This window comes from Pandoraea pnomenusa, from assembly GCF_000767615.3.
Taxonomy (GTDB): Bacteria; Pseudomonadota; Gammaproteobacteria; order Burkholderiales; family Burkholderiaceae; genus Pandoraea; species Pandoraea pnomenusa.
In genome coordinates this window covers 1,523,975-1,547,878 of record NZ_CP009553.3, presented here as the reverse complement: position 1 = coordinate 1,547,878, position 23,904 = coordinate 1,523,975, and the positions used below count along the sequence as shown (strand labels likewise).

The 23,904-nt window shown below is 65.3% G+C and carries 19 protein-coding genes and 2 tRNA genes; 12 read left to right on the top strand and 9 right to left on the bottom strand.

What is annotated here, in order from left to right:
- Nucleotides 1-80: 80 nt before the first annotated feature.
- Nucleotides 81-509, top strand: a complete 429-nt coding sequence (locus tag LV28_RS31070; RefSeq protein WP_023594962.1) for a hypothetical protein — start codon at nucleotides 81-83, stop codon at nucleotides 507-509.
- A gap of 80 nt (nucleotides 510-589) precedes the next feature.
- Here the strand turns inward: LV28_RS31070 and LV28_RS31065 are convergent, their stop codons facing one another.
- A complete protein-coding gene (locus LV28_RS31065) occupies nucleotides 590-1,777 on the bottom strand; it encodes an alpha-hydroxy acid oxidase (protein ID WP_038618302.1) in 1,188 nt (395 codons plus the stop codon).
- Between the two features lie 89 nt (nucleotides 1,778-1,866).
- Nucleotides 1,867-2,340 carry an Lrp/AsnC family transcriptional regulator gene (locus LV28_RS31060; protein ID WP_023871924.1) on the bottom strand — a complete coding sequence of 158 codons (474 nt, stop codon included), beginning with the start codon at nucleotides 2,338-2,340 and terminating at the stop codon, nucleotides 1,867-1,869.
- Between the two features lie 273 nt (nucleotides 2,341-2,613).
- Between LV28_RS31060 and LV28_RS31055 the strand changes: the two genes are divergently transcribed.
- A complete protein-coding gene (locus LV28_RS31055) occupies nucleotides 2,614-3,702 on the top strand; it encodes a porin (RefSeq protein WP_023594960.1) in 1,089 nt (362 codons plus the stop codon).
- A 77-nt stretch (nucleotides 3,703-3,779) separates the two neighbouring features.
- Here the strand turns inward: LV28_RS31055 and LV28_RS31050 are convergent, their stop codons facing one another.
- Nucleotides 3,780-4,532: a CerR family C-terminal domain-containing protein gene (locus LV28_RS31050; RefSeq protein ID WP_048806416.1), complete on the bottom strand. Its 753-nt coding sequence runs from the start codon at nucleotides 4,530-4,532 to the stop codon at nucleotides 3,780-3,782.
- A gap of 102 nt (nucleotides 4,533-4,634) precedes the next feature.
- On the opposite strand from LV28_RS31050, the gene LV28_RS31045 reads away from it, so the two are divergent.
- The 3 genes from LV28_RS31045 to LV28_RS31035 are packed head-to-tail and all read left to right on the top strand — an operon-like array spanning nucleotide 4,635 to nucleotide 9,104.
- The gene (locus LV28_RS31045; RefSeq protein WP_048806417.1) at nucleotides 4,635-5,963 is read left to right on the top strand and encodes an HlyD family secretion protein; all 1,329 of its coding nucleotides are present in this window, start codon (nucleotides 4,635-4,637) and stop codon (nucleotides 5,961-5,963) included.
- Entirely contained in the window at nucleotides 5,956-7,542 is a 1,587-nt protein-coding gene (locus LV28_RS31040; RefSeq protein WP_048806700.1) for an MDR family MFS transporter, read from the top strand. Before LV28_RS31045 ends, LV28_RS31040 begins: the two co-directional genes overlap by 8 nt.
- Nucleotides 7,543-7,547: 5 nt before the next feature.
- On the top strand, nucleotides 7,548-9,104 hold the full coding sequence (locus LV28_RS31035; protein ID WP_081326830.1) for an efflux transporter outer membrane subunit: 1,557 nt from the start codon (nucleotides 7,548-7,550) through the stop codon (nucleotides 9,102-9,104).
- Between the two features lie 74 nt (nucleotides 9,105-9,178).
- Here LV28_RS31035 and LV28_RS31030 read toward each other — a convergent pair.
- Nucleotides 9,179-9,255 (bottom strand) — tRNA-Arg (locus LV28_RS31030).
- Between the two features lie 95 nt (nucleotides 9,256-9,350).
- Nucleotides 9,351-9,427, bottom strand: a tRNA-Arg gene (locus tag LV28_RS31025).
- A 412-nt stretch (nucleotides 9,428-9,839) separates the two neighbouring features.
- Here LV28_RS31025 and LV28_RS31020 point away from each other — a divergent pair.
- Nucleotides 9,840-11,492 carry an AMP-binding protein gene (locus LV28_RS31020; protein ID WP_038618305.1) on the top strand — a complete coding sequence of 551 codons (1,653 nt, stop codon included), beginning with the start codon at nucleotides 9,840-9,842 and terminating at the stop codon, nucleotides 11,490-11,492.
- A gap of 244 nt (nucleotides 11,493-11,736) precedes the next feature.
- On the opposite strand, the gene tcdA is transcribed toward LV28_RS31020, so the two are convergent.
- Nucleotides 11,737-12,573, bottom strand: a complete 837-nt coding sequence (gene tcdA, locus LV28_RS31015; protein ID WP_038618309.1) for a tRNA cyclic N6-threonylcarbamoyladenosine(37) synthase TcdA — start codon at nucleotides 12,571-12,573, stop codon at nucleotides 11,737-11,739.
- Between tcdA and LV28_RS31010 the strand changes: the two genes are divergently transcribed.
- The 4 genes from LV28_RS31010 to LV28_RS30995 all read left to right on the top strand — a co-directional run bounded on the left by LV28_RS31010 (nucleotide 12,572) and on the right by LV28_RS30995 (nucleotide 18,141).
- A complete protein-coding gene (locus LV28_RS31010; RefSeq protein ID WP_038618311.1) occupies nucleotides 12,572-14,653 on the top strand; it encodes an AsmA family protein in 2,082 nt (693 codons plus the stop codon). The two genes, tcdA and LV28_RS31010, sit on opposite strands and share 2 nt — an antisense overlap.
- Nucleotides 14,654-15,023: 370 nt before the next feature.
- Nucleotides 15,024-15,671 (top strand): pyridoxamine 5'-phosphate oxidase, encoded by a 648-nt coding sequence (gene pdxH, locus LV28_RS31005; RefSeq protein WP_023594952.1) that lies wholly within the window; start codon nucleotides 15,024-15,026, stop codon nucleotides 15,669-15,671.
- A gap of 113 nt (nucleotides 15,672-15,784) precedes the next feature.
- Complete coding sequence (locus LV28_RS31000) at nucleotides 15,785-16,996, top strand: class I SAM-dependent methyltransferase (protein WP_038618313.1); 1,212 nt, start codon at nucleotides 15,785-15,787, stop codon at nucleotides 16,994-16,996.
- Entirely contained in the window at nucleotides 16,993-18,141 is a 1,149-nt protein-coding gene (locus tag LV28_RS30995) for a DUF72 domain-containing protein (protein WP_038618316.1), read from the top strand. Before LV28_RS31000 ends, LV28_RS30995 begins: the two co-directional genes overlap by 4 nt.
- Nucleotides 18,142-18,334: 193 nt before the next feature.
- Here LV28_RS30995 and fabV read toward each other — a convergent pair whose 3' ends face one another.
- Together fabV and LV28_RS30985 are read right to left on the bottom strand one after the other, a co-directional pair.
- Nucleotides 18,335-19,528 carry an enoyl-ACP reductase FabV gene (fabV, locus tag LV28_RS30990; protein WP_023594949.1) on the bottom strand — a complete coding sequence of 398 codons (1,194 nt, stop codon included), beginning with the start codon at nucleotides 19,526-19,528 and terminating at the stop codon, nucleotides 18,335-18,337.
- Between the two features lie 93 nt (nucleotides 19,529-19,621).
- Entirely contained in the window at nucleotides 19,622-21,160 is a 1,539-nt protein-coding gene (locus LV28_RS30985; protein ID WP_038621396.1) for an MFS transporter, read from the bottom strand.
- A gap of 508 nt (nucleotides 21,161-21,668) precedes the next feature.
- Between LV28_RS30985 and LV28_RS30980 the strand changes: the two genes are divergently transcribed.
- Nucleotides 21,669-21,995, top strand: coding sequence for a hypothetical protein (locus tag LV28_RS30980; protein WP_023594947.1), 327 nt, complete (start codon nucleotides 21,669-21,671; stop codon nucleotides 21,993-21,995).
- Between the two features lie 642 nt (nucleotides 21,996-22,637).
- Nucleotides 22,638-23,255 (top strand): hypothetical protein, encoded by a 618-nt coding sequence (locus tag LV28_RS48670; protein WP_144347257.1) that lies wholly within the window; start codon nucleotides 22,638-22,640, stop codon nucleotides 23,253-23,255.
- A gap of 36 nt (nucleotides 23,256-23,291) precedes the next feature.
- On the opposite strand, the gene msrA is transcribed toward LV28_RS48670, so the two are convergent.
- Nucleotides 23,292-23,864: a peptide-methionine (S)-S-oxide reductase MsrA gene (msrA, locus tag LV28_RS30970; RefSeq protein WP_023594945.1), complete on the bottom strand. Its 573-nt coding sequence runs from the start codon at nucleotides 23,862-23,864 to the stop codon at nucleotides 23,292-23,294.
- Between the last annotated feature and the right edge of the window lie 40 nt (nucleotides 23,865-23,904).

Genomic DNA, 23,904 nt, shown 5'->3' with positions numbered 1-23,904 from the left:
GGCGAAACAATGGGACCGCGGCGAGGGGCCGACGCGTCTTTATACTTGCGTCGCGTCAATCCGAATGGAAATCGAGACTCATGTTCAAGCGAATTTTTCCGATGATGGCGATCGCCGCTCTGGCCGCCACCACTTCCCTGACGGCTTCGGCCAGTGATATGAACAATGCCCTCGGCGGTGCGCTGGGCGGTGTCGCGGGCGCTGCCGTGGGCGGCGCGCTGGGCGGCAGCACCGGCGCCGTGGTGGGCGGTGCTGTCGGCGGCGGCGCCGGCGGCGCGATCACCTCGAACCGCCGCGAGCGCACCGGCGCCATTCTCGGCGGCGCACTGGGCGGCGGCGCGGGTACCGCCGCGGGCAACGCGATGGGCGGGCGCTCGGGCGGTCTGATCGGCGCAGCGGTGGGCGGCGGTGCGGGTGCCGCGCTCGGCGGCAACATGTCGCGTTCGAACTCGTACGACGACGACTATCGCGGCAAGCGCCGCGGCCATCGCAAGCACCATCATCATTGATCGGCCGGCGCCTGGCGCAGACGATTTACCTCATGCGCCCGGCGTGTCCCGATTTTCGAGGGGCAGGCCGGGCAGGCGGGTCACTCGCCGCCCGGCTCCGGCAGATAAGGCCCGATTCCCGTCGGGTAGCTGCCGGGGATGAGCATGGACGTATCGAGCCGGTCGATCGTCGTGCGTCCGGTCAACGCCATCGTCACGTCCATTTCCTTGGCGATCACCTCGAGCGCACGACGCACGCCCGCCTGCCCCATCGCGCCGAGGCCATACAGAAACGGGCGACCGATCAGCGTGCCCTTGGCGCCCAGCGCCAGCGCCTTGATCACGTCCTGCCCCGAGCGCACGCCGCCGTCGAGCCAGACTTCCATGTCGCGTCCCACCGCCGAGACGATGTCCGGCAGGGCCCGAATCGTCGAAATCGCGCCGTCGAGCTGACGCCCTCCATGGTTGCTCACCACGATCGCATCCGCGCCCGTATCGCGCGCCGCGCGCGCGTCTTCCGGGTCGAGCACGCCCTTGAGTACCAGCTTCCCGCCCCAACGCTTCTTGATCCACTCGACATCGTTCCACGACAGGCACGGGTCGAACTGCGCCGCCGACCACGCGGCGAGCGAACCGATGTCGTCCACGCCCTTGGCATGCCCCACGATGTTGCCGAACGTGCGACGCCGCGTGCCGAGCATTCCCATGCACCAGCGTGGCTTGGTCATCATGTTCGCGATGTTCGGCAACGTGAGCTTCGGCGGCGCCGACAGACCGTTCTTGATGTCGCGATGACGCTGGCCGCTGATCTGCAGATCCATCGTCACCATCAACGCCGAACACCCCGCCGCCTTGGCGCGATCGATCAATCGCTCGATGAAGTCGCGATCGCGCATCACGTATAACTGGAACCAGAACGGCGCCTTCGTGTGCGCCGCCACGTCCTCGATGGAACAGATCGACACGGTCGAGAGCGTGAACGGCACGCCGAACGCCTCGGCCGCGCGGGCCGCGAGGATTTCGCCATCGGCATGCTGCATGCCGGTCATCCCCGTCGGGGCGAGCGCCACCGGCATGGCGACCGGCGTCCCCAGCATCGTCGAGCGAGTGCTGCGATGCTCGATATTGACCGCCACCCGCTGACGGAACCCGATACCGGCGAAATCCGCCGCGTTGGCGCGATAGGTGGACTCGGTCCACGACCCCGAATCGACATACTCGTAAAACATGCGCGGCACCCGCCGCTGCGCGAGAACCCGCAAGTCCTCGATGGTCGTAATGACTTCCATGCTGCGTCTCTTCTTCTGTCCTGCTCTGCTGGGATTGCCCTCGCGCGATGTCTCGCGCCACGGGAATTAGTTAATATCTTCTATATTTTTTACTTTTGCCTGACGAGATCGACCAGCGACTGCGCGTTCTTGATCGTCTTGAGCACGATGTTCGACTGAATCGACATCACGGCCGGGGCGCGGTACAGCTCATTGACGATGAAGTCGGAGTAATGCGCGAGGTTGCGCGCTCTTACTGTCAGGATGTAATTGGCCGAGCCGGTGACGATGCGCGCGGTGACCACTTCGGGCCAGTTCTGCACGCACGCCAGAAACTTTTCATGCCACTGTTCCACGTCCGGACGCAGCGTGATCTGCACTAGCGCTTCGAACTCCAGCCCGATATGCTGTGCGTCCACGATGCAGCGATACCCGGAAATCACCCCGCGATCTTCGAGCAGCTTCACCCGGCGCAGGCATGCCGACGGCGACAAGCCGACGGCATCGGCAAGCTCCTGGTTGGAGATGCGACCGTTGAGTTCGAGATGGCGAAGAATGCGCAGATCGGCAAGGTCGAGGTTCATTGGCAGAATCCGTCAAGTTTTCCCAAATTCTGGCAGATCCTTCGACCCGCCGCCAGTTCTCCGACAGAAATAGCAAGCAAGTTCCGTTTTTGCGCTGGTGTGCGGTCCCTGCCCAGGCGGCCGGACGCAGGCGGCATTTCGGCACCTCGACATACCGGGCGGATTTCGGCGATGGCTGCTGTCGTGCCGAATCGCTCCGTGCGCTGCGAAATCGATCGCGGACGCGGAGGTTTGAACACGCCCTGAACGTCTTCAAGACAACAAAGGAGACTCATGAAGTCCGCAATTCCGGCCGGTCTGGCCGTGCTCTCGGCCGCCTGCGGCCTTGCCTTCAGTACCGCCGCCGCAGCGCAAAGCTCGGTCACCCTTTACGGGATCGTCGACCAGAGCGTGCGTTATCAGACCAACGCAAACGCCAACAACGACGCCCTCTGGCAAGTCGCCAACGGCGCCGTGACCAACAGCCGCTTCGGCTTCAAGGGATCGGAAGACCTGGGCGGCGGCATGAAGGCGATCTTCCAGCTCGAGTCCGGCATCAATCCGCAGAACGGTCAACTCACGAACAATCCGCGCCTGTTCGACCGCTACGCGTTCGTCGGCCTGCAAAACCAGTACGGCACCGTCAAGCTCGGCCGTCAGGCCACGGAGGCGTTCAACGTCTACGGCGACTTCGACCCGCTCACGATCGGCAACTATGCGAACAACTCGTGGATGTACAACATCACGCGCGGGCGCGTCGACAATGCCGTGAGCTATGCCGGTACGTTCGGCGGCCTGTCGGTCGGCGCGACCTACGGCTTCGGCAATACCGCCGGCACGATGGCCGCCAGCAATTACTGGGGCGCGCGCGCAGCCTATGCCATGGGGCCGTTGCAGGTCGCGGGTGTCTACCAGCAGGCCCGCGACGCCGCCAAACGCGTGCAGCAGATGTGGGGCCTGGGCGGTATCTACAGCGTTTCCATCGCCAGGGTGTTCGTCGGCTACATGGGCGGGCGCGATCGCAGCGGCTGGCTCGACGGCACGCTCAACGACCCGGCTCACACGGTCGCCACCGGCAACCTGAATGACAATCCGCGCAAGGACATGACGTTCTATCTCGGCACCACCGTGCAGGCGATGCCGAACCTCGCCATCACCGGTGCGGCGTATTTCGACGACATCAGGAACATCAACGCGCAGGCGGGCGATGCCGGCTCGGGCCGCCGCTATACGTATGTGCTGCTCGCCGAGTACTCGCTGTCCCGACGCACCCAGATCTACGGCACCGTCGATTACAACAAGGTAAGTGGTGCGGCGCGCATCGAACTGCCGGGCAATTCGACACAGGTGGGCGTGGCAACGGGTATCCGCCACATCTTCTGAGCCTCCGGCGAGGACGGCCGTCCTCGCCCACCCTAGCCCACTCTCGCATCTCGCATGCCCCGCGTCGGGCGGCCGCGCTAGCGGCCCGACGCCTTGCGCTGCCGCACCGTGCGCTCGAGCAGATAGCGCGTTTGTTCGAGCACGGCGTCGCGCACCATCCGGTTGCGTTCGGGGTTCGGCTCGCCGTCCCATCCCATCGAGCAATCGACCGAGCGACGCATCACGCGAAACGCCATGCCCAACGTGCTGATGCACACGGCGCGAATGCGCATCGCCTCATCGTCGGGCGCCACGCCGGCAAGGCGTGTCACGATGCCCGCGCCGACCGCCGCCAGACGCCTCGAGACACGCTCGTGGAACACCTTGAAGCCCGCCTCCGGGCCCAGCCCCGCCTGCTCGCGCGCCATGAACATGTGCCAGCCATCAATCTCCGGCACCTCCTCCATGAAGCCCGCCTTGCGGTTCTGCAATTCAAGGAACGCGTCGATGAGTTGCCGGTCGGTCGAGGCCGGATCGATCAGCACCTGCTCGGCCGCTTCGATCGCCGCGCTCATCTGCCCAAGGATGAGGTCCGCGATGTACTCCACGCACGCCTTGTACACCCCTTCCTTGTTATCGAAGTAATACTGCAGCGCCGGCGCGTTCACGCCCGCCTCGGCGGCAATGTCGCGCGTGGACGCGCCCGCGAATCCATATTCCCCGAAGCACTTGATCGCCGCCAGGATAATCCTCGCGCGTGTTTCCTCACCGCGCTGATACCCCGTGTCGACCGCATGGCGCGGGCGCGCAGCGGCACTCCGTGCGCGCCCGGCGCGTGAAGTCCCTGTCATGTCACTCCTTGCTTGCCAAAACTTTCGTCAAAAATATAACACTTGACATAAATCGATCAACTGGAATAATTCTGCCAATTGGAATAATTCTGAGGAACGCGCATGACGACGGCAGCACAGGTCAAACCGGCGGAATCAACGCATGGCGCCGTGCACGGCGTCGATTCGCCCGCCGCCAGAGACGGCGGCGCCGAGGCGAGCGCGCGCACACCCGGGCCAACGCAAACCCCGCGCAACCCACGCCGCAAACGCCTTTTGCTCGGCGCGCTCGCGCTGGGCATGGTGGCGTGCCTCGGCTGGGGCACGCATTGGTGGTTCGTCGGGCGCTTCATCGAATCCACCGACGATGCCTATCTGCAGGCCGACAGCATGACCGTCGCGCCGAAGGTGGGCGGCTACGTCACCGAAGTATTGGTGCGTGACAACGAAACGGTGAGCGTCGGCCAACCGCTGGTGCGGCTCGATAGCCGTCAGTACCAGGCGGCCTACGATGAGGCGCGTGCGACGGTCGTTGCCCGTGAAGCCGACGTTGCCCGCGCACAGGCCGAACTCGCGCAGCACGCCGCCACCATCGCTCAGGCGCGGGCGGAACTCGACAGCGCACGCGCCAACGCGGCGTATTCGGCCGGTCAGGTCAGGCGCTACGCCCCACTCGTGGCTACGGGTGCCGAGACGGACGAGCGCCTGGCCGAATTGCGCAATGCAAGCACTCGCGCCGACGCCGCACTCAAGAGCAACGAGGCCAGTCTGCAGTCGACCCAGCGCCAGACCGATACGCTCGATGCCGCACTCGCGCAGGCCCGGGCTCAACTGGCGGTGGCGCAGGCCGGCGCCCGCAAGGCGGAGCTCGATCTGGCCGACACTGTCGTCAAGAGCACGCTGGCCGGCCGCGTGGGCGATCGCGCCGTTCGCGTTGGCCAGTTTGCGCAACCCGGCACGCGTCTGCTGACGGTCGTGCCGGTTCAGAACGTCTACCTGACGGCAAACTTCAAGGAGACGCAGGTCGGTCACATGCGTGCCGGGCAACCGGTGACGGTGCACGTCGACGCGCTGCCGGGCGAGCCGATCCACGGCGTGGTCGACTCGCTCTCGCCCGGCACCGGCGCGCAGTTCGCGCTGCTTCCCGCGCAAAACGCCACGGGTAACTTCACCAAGATCGTGCAGCGCGTTCCGGTGCGCATTCGTCTCGACGTGCCCGAATCCCTGCGCGCGGTGTTGTTGCCGGGATTGTCGGTGACGGCCGACGTCGACACCCACCGACCGGCGCGGGGCGCTCCGGCCAGGCAGGCGGAACAAGGCAGCAACGCCGCGCGGACGACGCTCTCGCTGAGCGCACCGCTCGACGCGTCGGTGGGGCCCGCCGTGAGCCTGCCGTCGAACACCGGTGGCACCGGGTCCGCGTCGCACAATGGGGGCGTGCAGCATGGCTGACGTCAGCCTGCCAGGTGCCGCGACGCCCGGCGCCCTGCCGCGCAATGCGTCGGCAGCGGACTGGGTGGCGGTGGCCGCCGGGGCGCTCGGTGCCCTGCTCGCCACGCTCGACATCTCCATCACGAACTCGGCGCTGCCACAGATTCAGGGGCAGATCGGGGCGTCAGGCACCGAGGGCACCTGGATCTCGACGGGCTACCTGATGTCGGAGATCGTGATGATTCCGCTCGCCGCGTGGCTCACGCGCGTGCTCGGACTGCGACGTTTCCTGATGCTCAACGCCGTGTTCTTCACGCTCTTCTCGATGATGTGCGGCGCATCGGGCAGCCTGGCGGAGATGATCGTCGGACGCGTCGGGCAAGGGTTTGCCGGCGGCGCGATGATTCCGACCGCCCAGATGATCATCCGTACGCGCCTGCCGCGTCATCAGATGCCCGTGGGCATGGCGATGTTCGGCCTGATCGTGCTGCTCGGCCCACTACTCGGGCCGGTGGTCGGTGGCTGGTTGACGGAGAACGCCAACTGGCGCTGGTGCTTCTTCCTGAACCTGCCGATTTCCGCGGCGATCGTCGCGCTGCTCATGCTGGGCCTCGAGCGCGAGCCGACCGACCTTCAGGCGTTCTTCAAGGCGGACTGGCTGGGGATCGTGGGACTGACCATCGGCCTGAGCTCGCTTACCGTGGTGCTCGAGGAAGGTCAGCGCGAGCGCTGGTTCGACTCGCACATGATCATCTGGCTCACGGCGCTCTCGGTGCTCGGCATCGGCATGATGCTGGTGGCGCAGTTCACGGCCGAGAAGCCGATCGTCAAGCTCTCGCTGCTCGGCAACCGCAATTACGCCAGCGTCATCTACATCGTCTTCACGGTAGGGGCGGGCCTGTACGGCGTGTCGTATCTGCTGCCGCAGTTTCTCGCGACGATCGCGGGCTACAACGCACAGCAATCGGGCAACATCATGCTGCTCTCGGGTTTGCCCGCCTTTCTGATGATGCCGTTCCTGCCGCGGCTCATCAGCCGTGTCGACATTCGCCTGCTCGTGATTCTCGGGCTGCTCTGCTTCTTCGGCAGTTGCATGCTCGACATCGACCTCACCGCCCAGAGCGTGGGTCACGACTTCACCGTGTCGCAACTGCTGCGCGGCGTGGGACAGATGCTCGCGATGATGCCGCTCAACCAGGCCTCGATGGCGGCGGTCGACGCTCAGGATGCGGGCGACGCCGCCGGGTTGTACAACATGGCCCGCAACCTCGGCGGCTCGGTCGGGCTGGCCCTGCTCGGCACGCTGATCGACCGCCGCACCGATTATCACGACGCCATGCTGCGCGAGACCATCACCGCCAACAGCCCCTTGGGCCAGGAGCACCTCGCGGCCAACGCGGCGGGCTTCTTCGCACAATCGGGGGACATGGTGCACGCGCAACTTCAGGCGACTGCGCAGCTTGCCGCCGAGATCGCACGGCAGGCCAGCGTGATCACATTTTCCGAAACTTTCTACGCACTGGGTATTGCACTGCTGCTTTGCGTGCCGCTTGCCCTGATGCTCAAGCAACCGACCGGCTTCAGTGCCGGCGGGCATTGAACGACATGACCCTTCCCATCAGAACGCTGGCCATCGCGGCGGCCCTGCTCGTCACCGGTTGTACCGTCGGCCCCGACTACCACGGCGCACCCGAGGTCGCGGGCGAGGCGCTGCGTGCAGGCGGCACCTTCGCACACGCCGGCGAAGGCGTCGAGGCGCATGCGCCCGGCGTCGCACGTTGGTGGACGGCGCTTGGCGACGCCCAGCTCACGGCACTCATCGACGATGCCATCGCGCGCAGTCCCGACATTCGCGCGGCGCAGGCAAAGGTGCGTCAATCGCGCGCGAGCTTGCGCAGCCATCAGGCCGATCTGCTGCCGAAGGCCGGCGTCGACCTCACCATGGTGCGCACGCGTTCGCCCGATCTGAGCCTGCTCGGCGGACAAACTGGCGAAGACGGTGGAAACCGTGGAGGGGGCGGCGGGCGCGGTCCGCTCGATCTGTATCTCGCCGGGTTCGACGCCAGTTGGGAAATCGATCTCTTCGGCGGAACGCGCCGCGCCGTGGAAGCGGCCAGCGCCGACGCCGATGCCGCCTCGGAAGACCTTGCCGACGCACACGTGCAGCTCGCCGCCGAAGTGGCGCAGACATACGTTGCACTGCGCGATCAGCAGGCTCGCCTGGCACTCGTGCGCGATTCGGCGCAGCTCGAAGGGGAAATGCTCGATCTCACGCGCCAGCGTCGCGCGGGTGGGGTAGCGTCGGAGCTCGACGTCGAACGGCTCGTCACGCAAGTGGAACAAACGCAGTCGCGCGTGCTCCCGCTCGAGGCCGATGTCATCGAATCGCTCGATCAGTTGGCACTGCTCACGGGCCGCGCGCCCGGCGCACTCGACGCGGCACTCAAAGCGCCCAAGACCTTGCCCAGCGTGCCAGCCAAGGTCGCGATCGGTGATCCGTCCGCGCTATTGCAGGCCCGCCCGGATATTCGCGCCGCCGAGCGACGCCTCGCGTCGCAGAACGCCCAGATCGGCGTGCAGACCGCGAACTGGTTCCCGAAGCTCTCTCTCATGGGTGAACTCGGATACTCGGCGCTGGATCCGGGTCATTTGGTGCGCAAGGAAAACTTCAGTTGGATGGCGATGCCGCGTCTGCAATGGAACGTGCTCGACTTCGGCCGCACGCAAGCCGGCGTGGACGGCGCGAAAGCCGGTCGCGATCAGGCGCAGGCGAAGTACGAAAGCACGGTTTTGGGCGCGCTGCGCGATGCCGACGTGGCGCTCGCGCGATACGGGCATCAGCGGGAAAACGTCTACCGCCTGCGCAGCGTGGAAGCCTCGGCGACGCGCGCGGCCACGCTGACCCGGCAGCGCTATCGCGCCGGCACCGCCAGCACGCTCGACTGGCTCGACGCCGAGCGCACGCGCTTCTCGGCCGAACAGGATCGTGTCGCGGGCGACGCGCAGTTGCTGAAGTCGTTCGTCACGCTGCAAAAGGCGCTGGGACTGGGGTGGCAGGTCGGGCCGGAAACGACACACATGTCGGACACGTCGGACACTTCGCAAGTGCCGGCTTCGGCGGCGCCTTCTCCCGTGCCGAGTCAGGGGCCTGCGGGCGTCTAGGCGACAGCTTTCGTCCACCCAAACGAAAAACGCTCCAGAAGCTTTCGCCTCTGGAGCGTTTCTGCCAACTGAGTTGGCGCGGCTGGCAGGATTCGAACCCACGACCCCTTGGTTCGTAGCCAAGTACTCTATCCAACTGAGCTACAGCCGCACGTACTGCGCGAGACACCTGTCAGACGATCCTGCTGCTGATCGGCATTCCCGAAAAACTAAGGGCCTCCCCGTGAGGAGACCCTCGAAATAAGATGGCGCGGCTGGCAGGATTCGAACCCACGACCCCTTGGTTCGTAGCCAAGTACTCTATCCAACTGAGCTACAGCCGCGCTGTGAGAACAGAATTATGTAAGAAACCGCCCCGTCACGCAAGTGTTTTTTGCAACTCTTTTGCCGCGCACCCCCGATTTGACCGTCGCTTCGGTCATTCCATGCGGGATTAGCGCGGAATCCCCTCCACTGGCAAGACTTTGCCGCTAGAGCAAACACTCCACGCAAACCCGCATCAAATCAGGGCTTTCCATGTGCTCGCACCGGAGACGGCACGGTATGCTACGGCTTTTTGCAACGCAACGACGAGTGCGTCCACCGCGCACGCGAGACCGCAACGGGAACGAGACGCCCGGGCGCGGCCCCCGCTCTCGCTTCGCCGCAAGCAATGCGATCAAATGACGCACCGCGCGCCCAGGCTCTTCCCCCGGCGACGACGATGCGATAAAAACCAAATTCAAGGAGGCGCTCATGGAAAAAGTCTGGCTCAAGAGCTACCCGCCCGGCGTGCCGGCCGAGATCGACGTCAACCAGTACCGTTCGCTGAACGATCTGTTCCTGCAAAGCTGCCGCAAGTTTGCGGATCGTCCGTCGTTCACCAACCTTGGGGTGACGATGACGTTTGCCGAACTCGAGCGCAAGTCGCGTGACTTTGCCGCCTACATGCAAAGCCTGCCCGGGCTCGAACGCGGCTCGCGCGTGGCCATCATGTCGCCTAACCTGCTCCAGTACCCGGTGGCGGTCTTCGGCATTCTCCGTGCCGGCATGGTCGTGGTGAACGTGAACCCGCTATACACGGCGGGCGAGCTCGAGCACCAACTCAAGGACGCGGGCTGCGGCGCCATCGTCGTCATCGAAAACTTCGCCGCCACGCTGCAAAAAGCGCTCCCGAATACGCCGGTCAAGCATGTGATCACCACCGCCATCGGCGACCTGGTGCCCGCCCCGAAACGCTGGATCGTGAACTACGTCGTGCGCCACGTGAAGAAGATGGTGCCGGAGTGGAACATCGCGCACGCGGTGCCGTTCCGCACCGCCCTGGCGCGAGGCGCTCGTGCGAAGCACGACGAGGCCCAACTGGGTCACGACGACATCGCCTTCCTGCAATACACCGGCGGCACGACCGGCGTGGCCAAGGGCGCCATGCTCACGCACCGCAACATGATCGCCAACATGCTGCAGGCGCGCGCCTGGATCGGCTCCGGTCTGGAGGAAGGCGAGGAGATCATCGTCACCGCCCTGCCCCTGTATCACATCTTCTGCCTCACAGCGAACTGCCTGGTGTTTCTGCAACTGGGCGCGCTCAACCTGCTGATCACCAACCCGCGCGACATGCCCGGCTTCGTCAAGGAGCTCGGCAAGTGGAAGTTCACGTTCGTGACCGGCGTGAACACGCTCTTCAACGGCCTGCTCAACACCCCCGGCTTCGATCAGCTCGACTTCAGCTCGCTCAAGTGCGCGCTGGGCGGCGGCGCCGCCGTACAACGCGCGGTCGCCGAACGCTGGCAAAAGACCACCGGGCATCCGCTGATCGAGGCGTACGGCCTCACCGAGACGTCGCCCGCCGTCTGTATCAATCCGATGGGCAGCGAGTTCAACGGCTCGATCGGCCTGCCGATCTCGTCGACTGAAGTGAGCATCCGCAATGATGCCAACGAAGCGCTCGGCTACGGCCAGGAAGGTGAAATCTGCGTGCGTGGGCCGCAGGTGATGAAAGGCTATTGGCACCGCCCCGACGAGACAGCGAAAACGATCACGCCCGACGGCTGGCTGCGCACCGGCGACATCGGTACGATGGACGAGCTGGGCTATGTGCGCATCACCGACCGGAAGAAGGACATGATCATCGTGTCGGGCTTCAACGTGTATCCCAACGAAGTGGAAGCCGTGCTCGCGATGTGTCCGGGCGTGCTGGAGTCGGCGGTCGTGGGCGTGCCGAGCGAGCGCACGGGCGAAGCCGTCAAGGCGGTGATCGTCAAGAAGTCGCAGGACCTGAGCGAGAAGATCGTGATCGACTTTTGCCGGCAGCACCTGACGAACTACAAGGTGCCGCACGTGATCGAATTCCGCACCGAACTGCCGAAGACACCGGTGGGCAAGGTCCTGCGCCGCGAACTTCGCTGATCATCGTGCGAGGTCCGATGGCTTCGTCATGCATAACGAAACGGTGAAAGCGGCGCGAGCGGCACGTCACCGGACATCGCACCTCATGAACCACGGCCGGACGTCGATGGACCGATCCGGCCGTTTTTCTTTTGTCTCTTGCGACAGCCGCGACAACGTCGGTCGCGATGCCCCTGCTCATCACCCCTTCATCCGTAACCTTTAGTTACAGACACGACGCACACGGCTTGGGAAAATTTTGCCGTCAGGCGCGCACCCGGGTAACGCCCTTGAGAACGTGCGCGGCGGCGGCCATGCCGAATGTCGCTGTCACACACATGCTCGAGCCGAAACCCGCGCAATTCAGTCCCTGCGGACCCGCGGCGTCGTCGGGCGTTTCGCCCGGCGTGCACACGGCCTCGGGATAGCGAAGCGGTTCATCGGAGTACACGGCGGGCACATTGAACTTGGCTTTCGGGCCACGGACAAACCCATGTTGCTTGCGCAATTGCGCACGCACTTTTGCCAGCAATGGATCCTGGATCGTGCGAGTGAGATCGTCGATGCGGATGCGTGTCGGATCTATCTGACCGCCAGCCCCGCCGATGGTGATCAGGCGCTGCGCATGCGCCACGCACCATGCGATCAGCGCAGTCTTCACGCGAACGCTGTCAATGGCATCGACCACCCAGTCGAATCCAACGCCCAACATGGCGTCGAGATTCTCGAGCTCCACGAAGTCTTCGACAAGCGTAAGCTGGCAGGCAGGATTGATGGCCATGACCCGCTCGGCCATCGCGGCGACTTTCGGTTTGCCGAAGTTGCCATCGAGTGCGTGCACCTGACGATTGGTATTGCTTTCGGCGACGTTGTCGAGATCGATGAGGGTGAGCCGGCCCACGGCGCTTCGCGCCAACGCCTCCGCCACCCACGAGCCGACGCCGCCGATGCCGATGACGGCCACGTGCGCTTCGCGCAAACGCTCGAGACCGTCGTCACCGTACAAGCGCGCAATCCCGCCGAAGCGGCGATTCGCGTCAAAATCCACCTCCGATGGCGTGGCGGGCACCGGAGCAACAACGATCGACGGGGTACTGTTCATGATGCGATGGGTAACGTCCTTGAAATGGCTGGCGATCACGATAGTCGCCACCGTGCTGGCATTCGCGGCGTTCATCACGTGGTTTGACTGGAACTACGCCCGGCCCTTCATCAACCGGGAAGTGAGCACCGCGACCGGACGCCCGTTTGAAATCCGGGGCGACCTCTCGCTGCACTGGCTGGCGCCGAACGCGCAGGCCCCGGGACTGGGGCGCTGGCTGCCGCGGCCTCGCCTGATCGCGAATGATATCGTGTTAGGCAATGTTGCGTGGAGCCAGGCGCCGTACATGATCACGCTCGGCCGGCTCACTTTCTCGCTCGAATGGCTGCCACTGCTCGACAAGCACGTGGTGCTGCCGGAAGTCGCGCTCTCCGCGCCGAAAGTACTCATCGAGGAGCAGGCCGACGGGCGCAACAACTGGACATTCGCCAAGGGCAACGGCGAGCCTTCGCCATGGAAGCTGCGCATTGGCCGGCTGATTCTGGAAGACGGTGTGGTGCGCGCCAACATCGTGCCGCAACAACTGGACGTGAGCGCCAACATCGCCACCATCGACGGCCAGGCACCTTACGGCATCGGCGTCACGCTCAAGGGCACGTTCCGCAAGGTCGCCGTGACGGGCAAGGCGCGTGGCGGCGACGTGCTCTCGCTCGAAGACACCGGCGAACCCTATCCGCTCGACGCGAGCGTGCGCATCGGCCGCACGCAAATCGCGGCAAAGGGCACGTTTACCAACCCGGCTACCCTCTCCGCCCTGGACATGCATCTGCGCCTTGCCGGCCCGACCATGGCCGACCTGTATCCGATTACCGGAGTGCTGCTGCCGGAGACCCCGGCCTACGAGACGAACGGCCATCTGTTGCACACGGCGGGTGTATGGCGCTACGAGCGCTTCCAGGGCAAGGTCGGCCAGAGCGACCTGTCGGGCACGCTGGTCTTCCGTCAGCGTCAGCCGCGCAACCTGCTGCAGGGCGCAGTGGTGTCGAATCAATTGCGACTGGTCGACCTCGGCCCGGTCGTGGGCGGCAAGAACCCGTCGGGCGGCAGCGACCTGAGCGCAAAGACGAAAGCGCCGCCGTCCGACAAGGTGCTGCCGGTCGACCCGTTCAAGACCGATCGCTGGCGCACCATCGACGCCGACGTACAGTTCACCGGCCGCAAGATCATCAAGGACAAGAGCCTGCCGATCGACAACCTCGTCACCCACCTGGTGCTCGACGACGGCGTGCTCTCGCTCAAGCCGCTGGAGTTCGGTGTCGCGGGCGGGCGCATCACGTCCAACCTCGTGCTCGATGGCCAGACCGAACCGATGAAGGTCGATTCGCAGGTGTCGCTACGCCATCTGAAGATGAAGCAGTTGCTTCCCGACGTCGACCTGATGAAAACGAGCGTCGGGGAAGTCAACGGCGACGCGGCGCTCACCGCGACGGGCAACTCGATCGCGGCGCTGGCCGGGTCGTCGGACGGCGAGATCAAGACGCTGATCGACCGCGGCTCGGTCAGCAAGCTGATGCTCGAATACCTGGGACTGAACGTCGGCAACATCGTGCTCACCAAGCTCTTCGGCGACAAGCAGATCGAGATGCGTTGCGCCGCGGCCGACTTCGCCGTGAAGGACGGTGTGATGGACGCGCGAACGTTCGTGATCGACACCGACGACACGAGCATCGGCGTGACGGGCCAGGTCGATCTCAAGCGCGAGCACTTCAATCTGACGATCCGTCCGGAACCCAAACACTTCGGCTTGCTGACCTTGCGCTCACCCCTCTACGTGCGCGGTACCTTCAAGCACCCCGACGTGGGCGTGAACGTGCCAACGCTGGTGGCACGCGCCGGCGGCGCCATCGCCCTGGGAGTGATCGCCCCGTACACCGCGCTCATCCCGCTGCTCGAGCTCGGCCCCGGCAAGGACAGTCCTTGCGGCGAACTGCTCGCGCACCTGCAGCGCCCGCCGAGCCGCAATCCGGCCAGGGTCAAGCCGGTGCCCGACGCCAACGGCACCGCCCGGGCGCCGGGCAGGACGTCCGGCAAGCCCGCGCCGTCCGCCCCCGCCTTCGGCGCGAATCGAGAGGCTCCATGATGCCCACGCGGCCCTCGGTTTCGCGGTGACCGCCGTGGCCGCTCCGGTCAGGCGGGTCGGCGGGCAACCCGGGCATTTCCCGCGCCCCGGCCGCCGCCCGTTGCAGCGGCGGCGAATCGATGGCAATGCCCCTGTCGGCCTGAGGGATTTGGCGACGCCGCGCCGCCCGCCGACGAATACCCCGACGGCAACGCGGCAAAAAATATTTCATTCCTTAAATATCAAGCACATGGCGTGAGATCCCCGCCCTGTCTGGCTTTCGGGGAACCGTCCGCGGCGCGATGCGGCAAATCACCACGTGCGCACATTGGCTGACTCTTCGCTATACTGTCTCGCAACCCCCAACCGCTACAGACCGACAACGATCGTCGTGACCCAGACGCTTTCTCTCGCGGACCTGCGCAAAAACTATGCCCTCGGCTCCCTTTCGGAGACCGACGTGGCGCCCAGCCCGTTCGATCAGTTTCGACGCTGGTTCGAGCAGGCGCTCGCGGCCCAGCTGGCCGAACCGAACGCCATGACACTCGCCACCGTGACGCCCGACGGCAAGCCCGACGCCCGCATCGTGCTCATCAAGGGTGCCGATGAGCAAGGTTTCACCTTCTTCACCAATTACGAGTCGCGTAAGGGTCAGGAACTGGCGGCCACGCCATACGGTTGTCTGCTGTTTCACTGGATCGAACTCGAGCGCCAGGTGCGCATCGAGGGCCGCGTCGACAAGGTGAGCGAAGCGGAAAGCGACGCCTATTACCACTCGCGCCCCGTGGGCTCGCGGTTGGGCGCCTGGGCCTCGGTGCAGAGCGCCGAAGTGGCCGATCGCAGCATCATCGAGCAGCGCGAAGCGGATTTCCGGCGCCAGTTCGGCGACGCCCCGCCGCGCCCGCCGCACTGGGGCGGCTACCGGCTCGTGCCGGAGAGCATCGAATTCTGGCAAGGCCGCGAATCGCGCCTGCACGATCGAATCAAGTATTTCCGGCTTGCCGATGGAACGTGGCGCGTAGCGCGCCTGTCCCCGTAATCGTTGTGTCGGCGACGCCGACGCGGTACGCCTGCCCGCCCGTTTGACGAGGAGACGTCACCGTGCCGTGCGGTACGGATGAAGGTTTTTTTGGTGACACTTGGAGCACATCCATGTTGTGGGAGAAAAAACTCGAAAACTGGGTCAGCGGCGTCAAGACATCCTCGAATCTGCCGATCCGCCTCGCGCTCTGGAATGGCCAGCATTATGATTTCGGCGCCTTCGACAACCCGAGCGTCACGCTGCGCATCAACGGCCCGGCAGCCATGACGCGTTTGCTGAGCCCCAGCCTCGACAATCTCGGAGAAGCGTATGTGAAGGGCGAGATCGACGTGGAGGGCAAGCTGGCCGACGTCATCGACATGAGTTACGCCCTGGCCGGCAGCAGCCTCACGGCGATCGGTCCGCTCGAGCGCGCCGTTCGTCATTTCAATCACAGCAAGAAGTCCGACAAACGCTCGATCGAGTTTCACTACGACGTGTCGAACGAGTTCTATCAGCTGTGGCTGGACAAGAACATGGTGTATTCGTGTGCCTACTTCGAGCATGGCGACGAAGACCTCGACACCGCGCAGGAAAAGAAGATCGATCACATCCTCACCAAGATCCAGTTGCAGCCGGGGCAGACACTGCTCGACATCGGCTGTGGGTGGGGTGCGCTGGTGATTCGCGCGGCGCAGAAGTTCGGTGCGAAGTGCCTAGGTGTGACGCTTTCGCAGAATCAGTTCGATCTGGCCACCGAGCGCGTGAAGAAGCTCGGTCTCGAGAATCAGATCGAGATCCGCATTCAGGACTATCGCGACGTGGAAGGTCAGTTCGACCGCATCACGAGCGTGGGCATGTTCGAGCACGTTGGGCGCAAGAACCTGAAGGACTACTTCGGGAAAATGGCATCGCTGCTCAAGGACGACGGCGTGGCCATGAACCACGGCATCACCTCGACCGACCCGGACAGTGGCGAGACGGCCATGGGCGGCGGCGAATTCATCGACAAGTACGTTTTCCCGAACGGCGAATTGCCTCACATCAGCCTTGCGCTCGAAGCGATGCAGCGCGGCGGGCTCGAGGCGAGCGACGTCGAGAGCCTGCGTCGTCATTACGCGCGCACGCTCACACGCTGGTCCGAGCGCTTCGAGGCCCATGCGCCGCGCCTGCGCGAGCTCGCCGGCGAGGAGCGCTTCCGCGTGTGGCGCGTCTATCTGGCAGGTTGCGCGTACGCATTCGAACACGACCACGTGTCGATCTACCAGGTCGTGTGCCGCAAGGCGGGGCAATCGGCCACGCGTCTGCCCTGGTCGCGCCGGTACATGTACGAGAATCGATGAGCCAGTTCGATCTGTTTGGCGCCCCGCCTGACGATCCCGCGCCAGACAGGCGTGCCGGGCAGATCGATGGCTCCGCCCCTTCCGCCACTTGCTCCACCTCCCCGACGCAGGCCGCCGACGGCACCGCGCGACGCACGCCCGCTGCGCGCCGCGGCGACGTCGGCGCGGCCGAGGTCACGTCCGCCATGCGCTCGCTGGGCGCGCAGTTGCCCGCCAATATCCGCCTGGGCACTTCGTCATGGTCGTTTCCCGGGTGGCGGGGCATCGTGTGGGACGACGATTACAGTGACACCAAGCTCTCCCGGCAGGGGTTGAGCGCCTATGCGCGTCATCCCGTGCTGCGTTGCGTGGGAATCGACCGGTCGTTCTATAAGCCGATGTCGATCGTCGAATACCAGAAGTATGCGCAGCAGGTGCCGGACGACTTCCGCTTTCTCGTCAAGGCGCCGAGCGTGGTCACCGACGCACTCGTGCGCGGCGAGAAGGGCGAAGGGCTGCGCGCCAACCCCTGCTTTCTCGACGCGCGCATCGCGACCGAGCAGTTCGTGGCGCCGTGTCTGGCCGGCCTGGGACCCAAAGCCGGCGTGCTGGTCTTTCAAGTGTCGCCGCTTCCGAACGAGCTGCTGCGCGACGTGCCGGGTCTGATCCAGCGCATCGAGGCGTTTTTCGCCGCGTTGCCGCCGCTGCCGTCCGGGCCGATCGCGGCGGCGCACGGCAATCCGCTCCCGGGGCCGTGCTACGCGCTGGAGATTCGCGACGGCGCATTGCTCACTCCACGTCTCATGCGGGCGCTCGGGCAGATGGGCGTGCGCTATTGCATCGGACTGCACGCGCGCATGCCGCATGTCGAGCGGCAGGCCGCGGCGTTGGCGATGCTCGACGAAGCCGGCGCCGGACCGCTGGTCGTGCGATGGAATCTGAACAGCGCACACCGCTACGAGCAGGCCAAGGCCAAGTACGCCCCGTTCGACAGGATCGTCGATCCCGACCCACTCACGCGCGACGTGCTCGCCTCGCTGGCCACGCATTACGCGCTCGCCGGGCATCCCGTCTATGTGATCGTCAACAACAAGGCCGAGGGGTCGTCGCCGCTGTCGTGCGGCGCGCTGGCCGAGCGCATCGTCGAGTTGACCCGCGGCGGCTGACGCCCGACACAAGTGCATCGGCGGACATAACGCCGGGCCCTGCGACCCAAACGGCAATGGCCCGAGCCGGCGAATCGCCGGACCCGGGCCATTGTCACGATGCGGCGCAAACCGAACCGCGAATCGCGCGGTACCGCCGCACTGCCGCGTTCGTTGCGCCTTTACGGCGGTACGCGCGTTACGGCGCTAGGCGTTACGCCACGAGATGCGGGATCGGCACGTCGGGGTTCACGTCGGCATCGTAGTCCACGCCATCGACCTCGAAGCCGAACAGGCGCAGGAACTCGTGCTTATAGCCGGCGAAATCGGTCAGTTCGTACAGGTTCTCGTCCGTGACCTTGCCCCAAAGCGCCGAGACTTCGCCCTGCACCTGCGGCGACAATTCCTTCTGGTCGGTACGCACGCGCCCCTCTTCATCGAGATGCGGCGTGGCGCCGTACAGGCTGTCCTTGTACAGACCGTAGATCTGCTCGATGCAACCTTCGTGCGTGCCGTTGGCCTTCATCACCTTGAACAGCAGCGAGAGGTACAGCGGCATCATCGGGATCGCCGAGCTGGCTTGCGTCACGAGCGCCTTGAGTACGGCCACGCGGGCATCGCCGCCATTCGCGGCAAGCTTGGCGCGAATGTTCAGCACCTTTTCGTCCAGGTCCTTCTTGGCGGCACCGATCGAGCCGTTCCAGTAGATGTCGTGCGTGATCTTCTCGCCGAGATACGTGAAGGCCGTGGTCTTGGCGCCAGGGGCGAGCACGCCCGCTTCGGAGAGCGCGTCGATCCACATTTGCCAGTCTTCGCCCCCCATCACGGCCACCGTGTTCTCGATTTCCTCCTGCGTGGCAGGCTCGAACACCGACTCCTTCACGACTTCCTTGTCAGTGTCGATGCCGCGCAGCGTGACCGACTGGCCCACCGGCTTGAGCACCGAGTTGAACACCTGTCCGGTTTCCGGGTGGGTCCGGCGCGGTGCGGCCAGGCTGTAGACGACGAGATCGACCTGACCGAGGTCCTGCTTGATGGTCTCGATGGTCTTGGCCTTGATTTCCCTGGAGAACGCATCGCCGTTGATGCTCTTGGCGTACAGGCCCTTCTCGGTGGCGAACTTGTCGAAGGCGGCGGTGTTGTACCAGCCCGGCGTGCCCGGCTTCGTTTCGCTGCCCGCGCGCTCGAAGAACACGCCGAGGGTGGCGGCATCGCTACCGAAGGCGGCTGTAATGCGCGCGGCGAGGCCGTAACCGGTCGATGCGCCGATCACGAGCACCTTCTTCGGGCCACCGGCGATCGGGCCCTGGGCCTTCACGTACTCGATCTGTTGCTTGACGTTGGCCTCGCAGCCGACGGGATGGGTGGTGACGCAGATGAAGCCGCGCACGCGTGGCTTGATGATCATGGAAACCTCATTCACAAAATTCGGTGATGCCGGCTCACCCGGCAAACACCGCGCATTGTAAACGAGGTCGGGACCGGACTGCCGGATTCCCGCCTATTCCGGCGACGCCATGGCCGGGCGCTCGCGCCGCTTCGGGAACTGGATCTGCCGGATCCGGCGCACGAGCAGCGCCGCCACGACGGCGGCAATGCCGGTGAGCAGCACGCCGGCGTGAACGGCGTTCACGAGCGTTTGCCGGGCGGTTTCGACCAGCGGCAGACCGTCGATGCCCATGGCCCGCAGATCCATCAGCAAATCCCCGCGCAGCGCGGGATCGATCAGGATGCGCGGGTCCAGCGCCCGCGCGACGGCGTGCGCGGCAGGCGTGCCGTCGTAGGCAGAGACGGCGCCCGCAACGCCATTGGCATACCAGTGATTGACCAGCGTGCCGACGATCGTTGTGCCGAGCATGCCGCCCACCATGCGGGTCGACTGCAACAGCGCGGTGGTAATGCCGAAGCGCTCGCGCCCGGCAATCTCCTGACCGAACACGTTCATGTTGTTGAGAATGAAGCCAATGCCGATGCCCGCGCACGCCATGGCCAGCGCCAGCAGGCCGTGCGACGTATCCCGGTGTGCCAGCCCCACGCCCGCCGAGGCCACCGCCAGCAGGCAAAAACCGAGAATCAGCATGTTCGTGGGCCGCGACAGACGCACCACGATCGGCGTATTGATGAAGCTGCCCAGTGCGATGCAGGCGGCGATCGGCGTGGCGATCAGCCCGGCCGCCTGCGGGCTCAGGCCGAAGCCCCCCTGCAACAGCAACGGCGCGAAGAAGATCAGCGAGTACATGACGAAGCCAATCAGCACAGAGAGCGTGAAGAGCACCACGAGCTGCGGATGCCGGAACATGTCCAGCGGAACGATCGGGTGCGTGGCGCGACGCTCGGTACGCAGCAGCATCCAGAAGCCAGCCACGACCGCCGCGATCAGCAACCCGTTGCCGAGCGACGCCCCATGCGCGGGCACGTTTTCGATGAACACCTGGAAGCCGCCCAGCACGACGCCGATCCACAGGGCGCCACGCCAGTCGACGCGCACGTCCCCCTGATGTGCCGGCGGGAATTTCGGCAGGTAGCGCCACACGAAGTAGAGCGCCGCCAGACCGACCGGGAGGTTCACGAAAAACGTCGAGCGCCAGCCGAAATGCTCCGAGAGCAGGCCGCCCAATGACGGTCCCGCCGCCGTGCCGATACCGTAGGCGGTGGTGATCACGACCTGCCATCGCACGCGGGAGCGGGCGTCGGGAAAGAGGTCGGGCACCGACGCGAAGGCGGTCCCCACCATCATGCCGCCGCCCACGCCTTGCAGGCCCCGCGCGAAAACGAGGAACGGCATGTTCGGTGCCAGTCCGCACAGCAGCGAAGCGAAGGTGAACGTGAGCACGGACGCGATCACGAAGCGGCGCCGGCCGAAATAGTCGCCGAGGCGGCCGAACACGGGCACCGTGACCACGGAAGCGAGCAGATAGATGCTCGCGATCCAGGCGTAGTACTCGAACCCCTTGAGCTCGGCGACGATGGACGGCAGCGCGGTGCTGACGACGGTCTGGTCGAGAGCGACGAGCATGTTGACGAGCGCGATGCCGATCATGGCCATCAGCGCGTCGCGAAAAGGCAGGGGGCGCACGGGGAACTACCTGAAGACTTCATGGAGGTAAGCCGTCATTCTATGCGAAAAATAATGAACATATGAATGGTCCCGGGGGCATCGGCTGACACGGGACGCCGCCCTCCGCCGGTCCCTCTCCATCTCCCTCCCCCGTTCCCGCAAGCACGTCGGAAGGCGCACCTGGCCGGGTGCGCGGGCGACGTCTTCCGCCCGGCAGGATGAAACACGGACCGGCATGACGAAAATTCAACGCCACGCCAAGGCAGATTCAGGCGGGTGCCGCTGCGCTCGTCGTCGCTGCAACGAGGCATCGTCCGATACCGTTTTCGGATACGGCTCGCGCCCGCCGCCGCATGGGCCGGGCATCATCGAAGTGCGTCCCGGGAATCGGCAGGCGGGGGCCCATTCCCGAAAACCGTGCGCCAGCAACGGCCTCACCATCGCTCGACGCTCCGGAAAGCGTCGCCGTCACTTCTCAGGAGATCCACCCATGAAACATCGCCAGGAGCGCGAGGGCCATCGCAATCCCGCGCCGGCCTGCGCACCGCTGCACGCCGCCGCGACCCCACGACCCGACCTACCCCAAGCGTTGCCTTATTCGGGCTACGTGGTCTGGTTCCACGAGAGCCGGACATTCCTCGATATCCGCTTCGACCCTCACCGCTTCGAGATCGTCACGACGCGCGTGCCGAACGCCGACGATGCGTTCTACTTCGACAGTCCCGGCGCGGCGCGCGGCCATGCCCAGGACGCGGATCAACCTTGTCTGGTGCTATTTGCCGCGACGGCAGGATCTCCTGTTCGCGTCATCGACTGACCACGGCGCAGCCCAGTTCGCGATGATCGACGGTGGCTCCGTAGCCATCCGTCGTGTCCTGGTCCTGTCGTGTCCTGTCGTGTCCTGTCGTGTCCCGTCGTGCCTTGCCGTGCCCTGTAGTGCCCCCGTCGCGTGTCGTCCGATGCCGTATTGTCCCGCCCTGACTCACGGGACACCTTCAGGTCGGGGCACTTTCCGTCCGCGCCGAAGGGGTTCGTCACTGGCTTCCGATCCACCCATGACTCCCGCGAGGTATGCAACATGCCGTTTCTCGCTTTGGCCATTCCCATGTCGCGCGCCGGCGCGATGGCGTACGACGCCGATGCCGGCACTGCCACCCCCGAAGTCCTCGTCGACCTGCGGCGCATCGAAAATCGAGTCCACGCAATGCCATCGCCATCGCGCGTGCCAACCACCATCTCACCGAGGCGAACGACATCCACGTCGCCGGGCACGTCCCCAACGCCAACGATACCCATGGCGACATCGATACCGATACTCGCGTCGGCGCCGTCATTGACGCCGGAAGCAACCTTCGCGCCGACGCCCCCATCGACGACCGCGGCAACCACCGCTCCCAGCACCGCACCGACGCCGCTCGATCGATTCCGGAAGACGGTTTATCGATGTCAGGCGGTGCCGGTGAGCGACTATTTCGAGCGCGCGCTCGCTACGCTCGTCACCCCTGTTGGCGCATGTGCCGCCGAGGATCGGGCGAGCAACGCCGAACTGCGCGCCATGCTGCGCGACATTCTTGCGCTCCACCCGAACGCGGCGGAACTCGATGTGGATGGGTATCTCAGGACGCTCGGACTGGCATCGTTGCTGCGCGACGAACCCGAATTCCGGCCAGGCGGTTTCAGGGCGCTTTGTCACGACATGGGCTTACGCAGCGTGGCCATTGGCCGCTTCGCGTTCCCCGACCTCGATGCACCGGGCGACGCCGAGCTTCTGTTCGCCGGGCAGAGTGAACTGGCCTTCCTGCACGAGGGCACCCCCTGCGCGGCGCGCATTCGACGCGACCACGCCCCCGTGCTCGCCTTCCACTACCGTGCCGCCGGGATGGAAGGACACACCGCTCTGCCGCCGATCGGACTCTCGCTGACGGACGTGGACGACACCACGCTGTCCGACTTCACCGCGCAGTTGGTGCGCTGCGGTGCGCGTGGCGAACCGCAACGCGCGAGGCGTGCGGTTCGACCGGGCAGGCTCGATGCGGCCATCGACCCCATGCAGACGGGCCCCTGCACGCTCCTGTGAGCCGGCGCGCGCCGCGCCGGCCACCGTGGCGTGGCCTCAGGCCGCCGGCTTGAGACGGCGAGCGAATTTCTCGCGGAATTTCTTGAGCTTCGGCGCGACCACATAGGCGCAGTAGCCCTGGTCGGGATGCTGGCGGAAGTAGTTCTGGTGGTAGGCCTCCGCAGGCCAGAACGTCTGCGCCGGCACGACCTGCGTGACGATGGGGTGCGGATACGTCATTTCCGCCATCAGCTCGGCGATGAGGTGTTCGGCTGCCGTTTTCTGGGCCTCGTCGTGATAGAAGATGGCGGACCGATACTGCGTGCCGATGTCGTTGCCCTGGCGATTGAGGGTCGTCGGATCGTGAATCTGGAAGAACACGACGAGCAGTTCCTCGAAGCTGACGACGTCGGGATCGTAGGTGAGCTGCACCACTTCGGCATGGCCGGTTTCGCCTTCGCAAACCTGCTCGTAGGTCGGATTGTCGACCTTGCCGCCCTCGTAGCCCGAAACCACGGACGTCACGCCGTCGAGCTGCTGGTAGCAGGCCTCGAGGCACCAGAAACAGCCACCGGCGAGCGTGGCGACTTCGGTACGGGTATCACGCGGGGAGTTCGTCTGCACTGTCATCTTGACCTCGCTTGTCGACTGCGTTCGTGCGGCGGCGCAC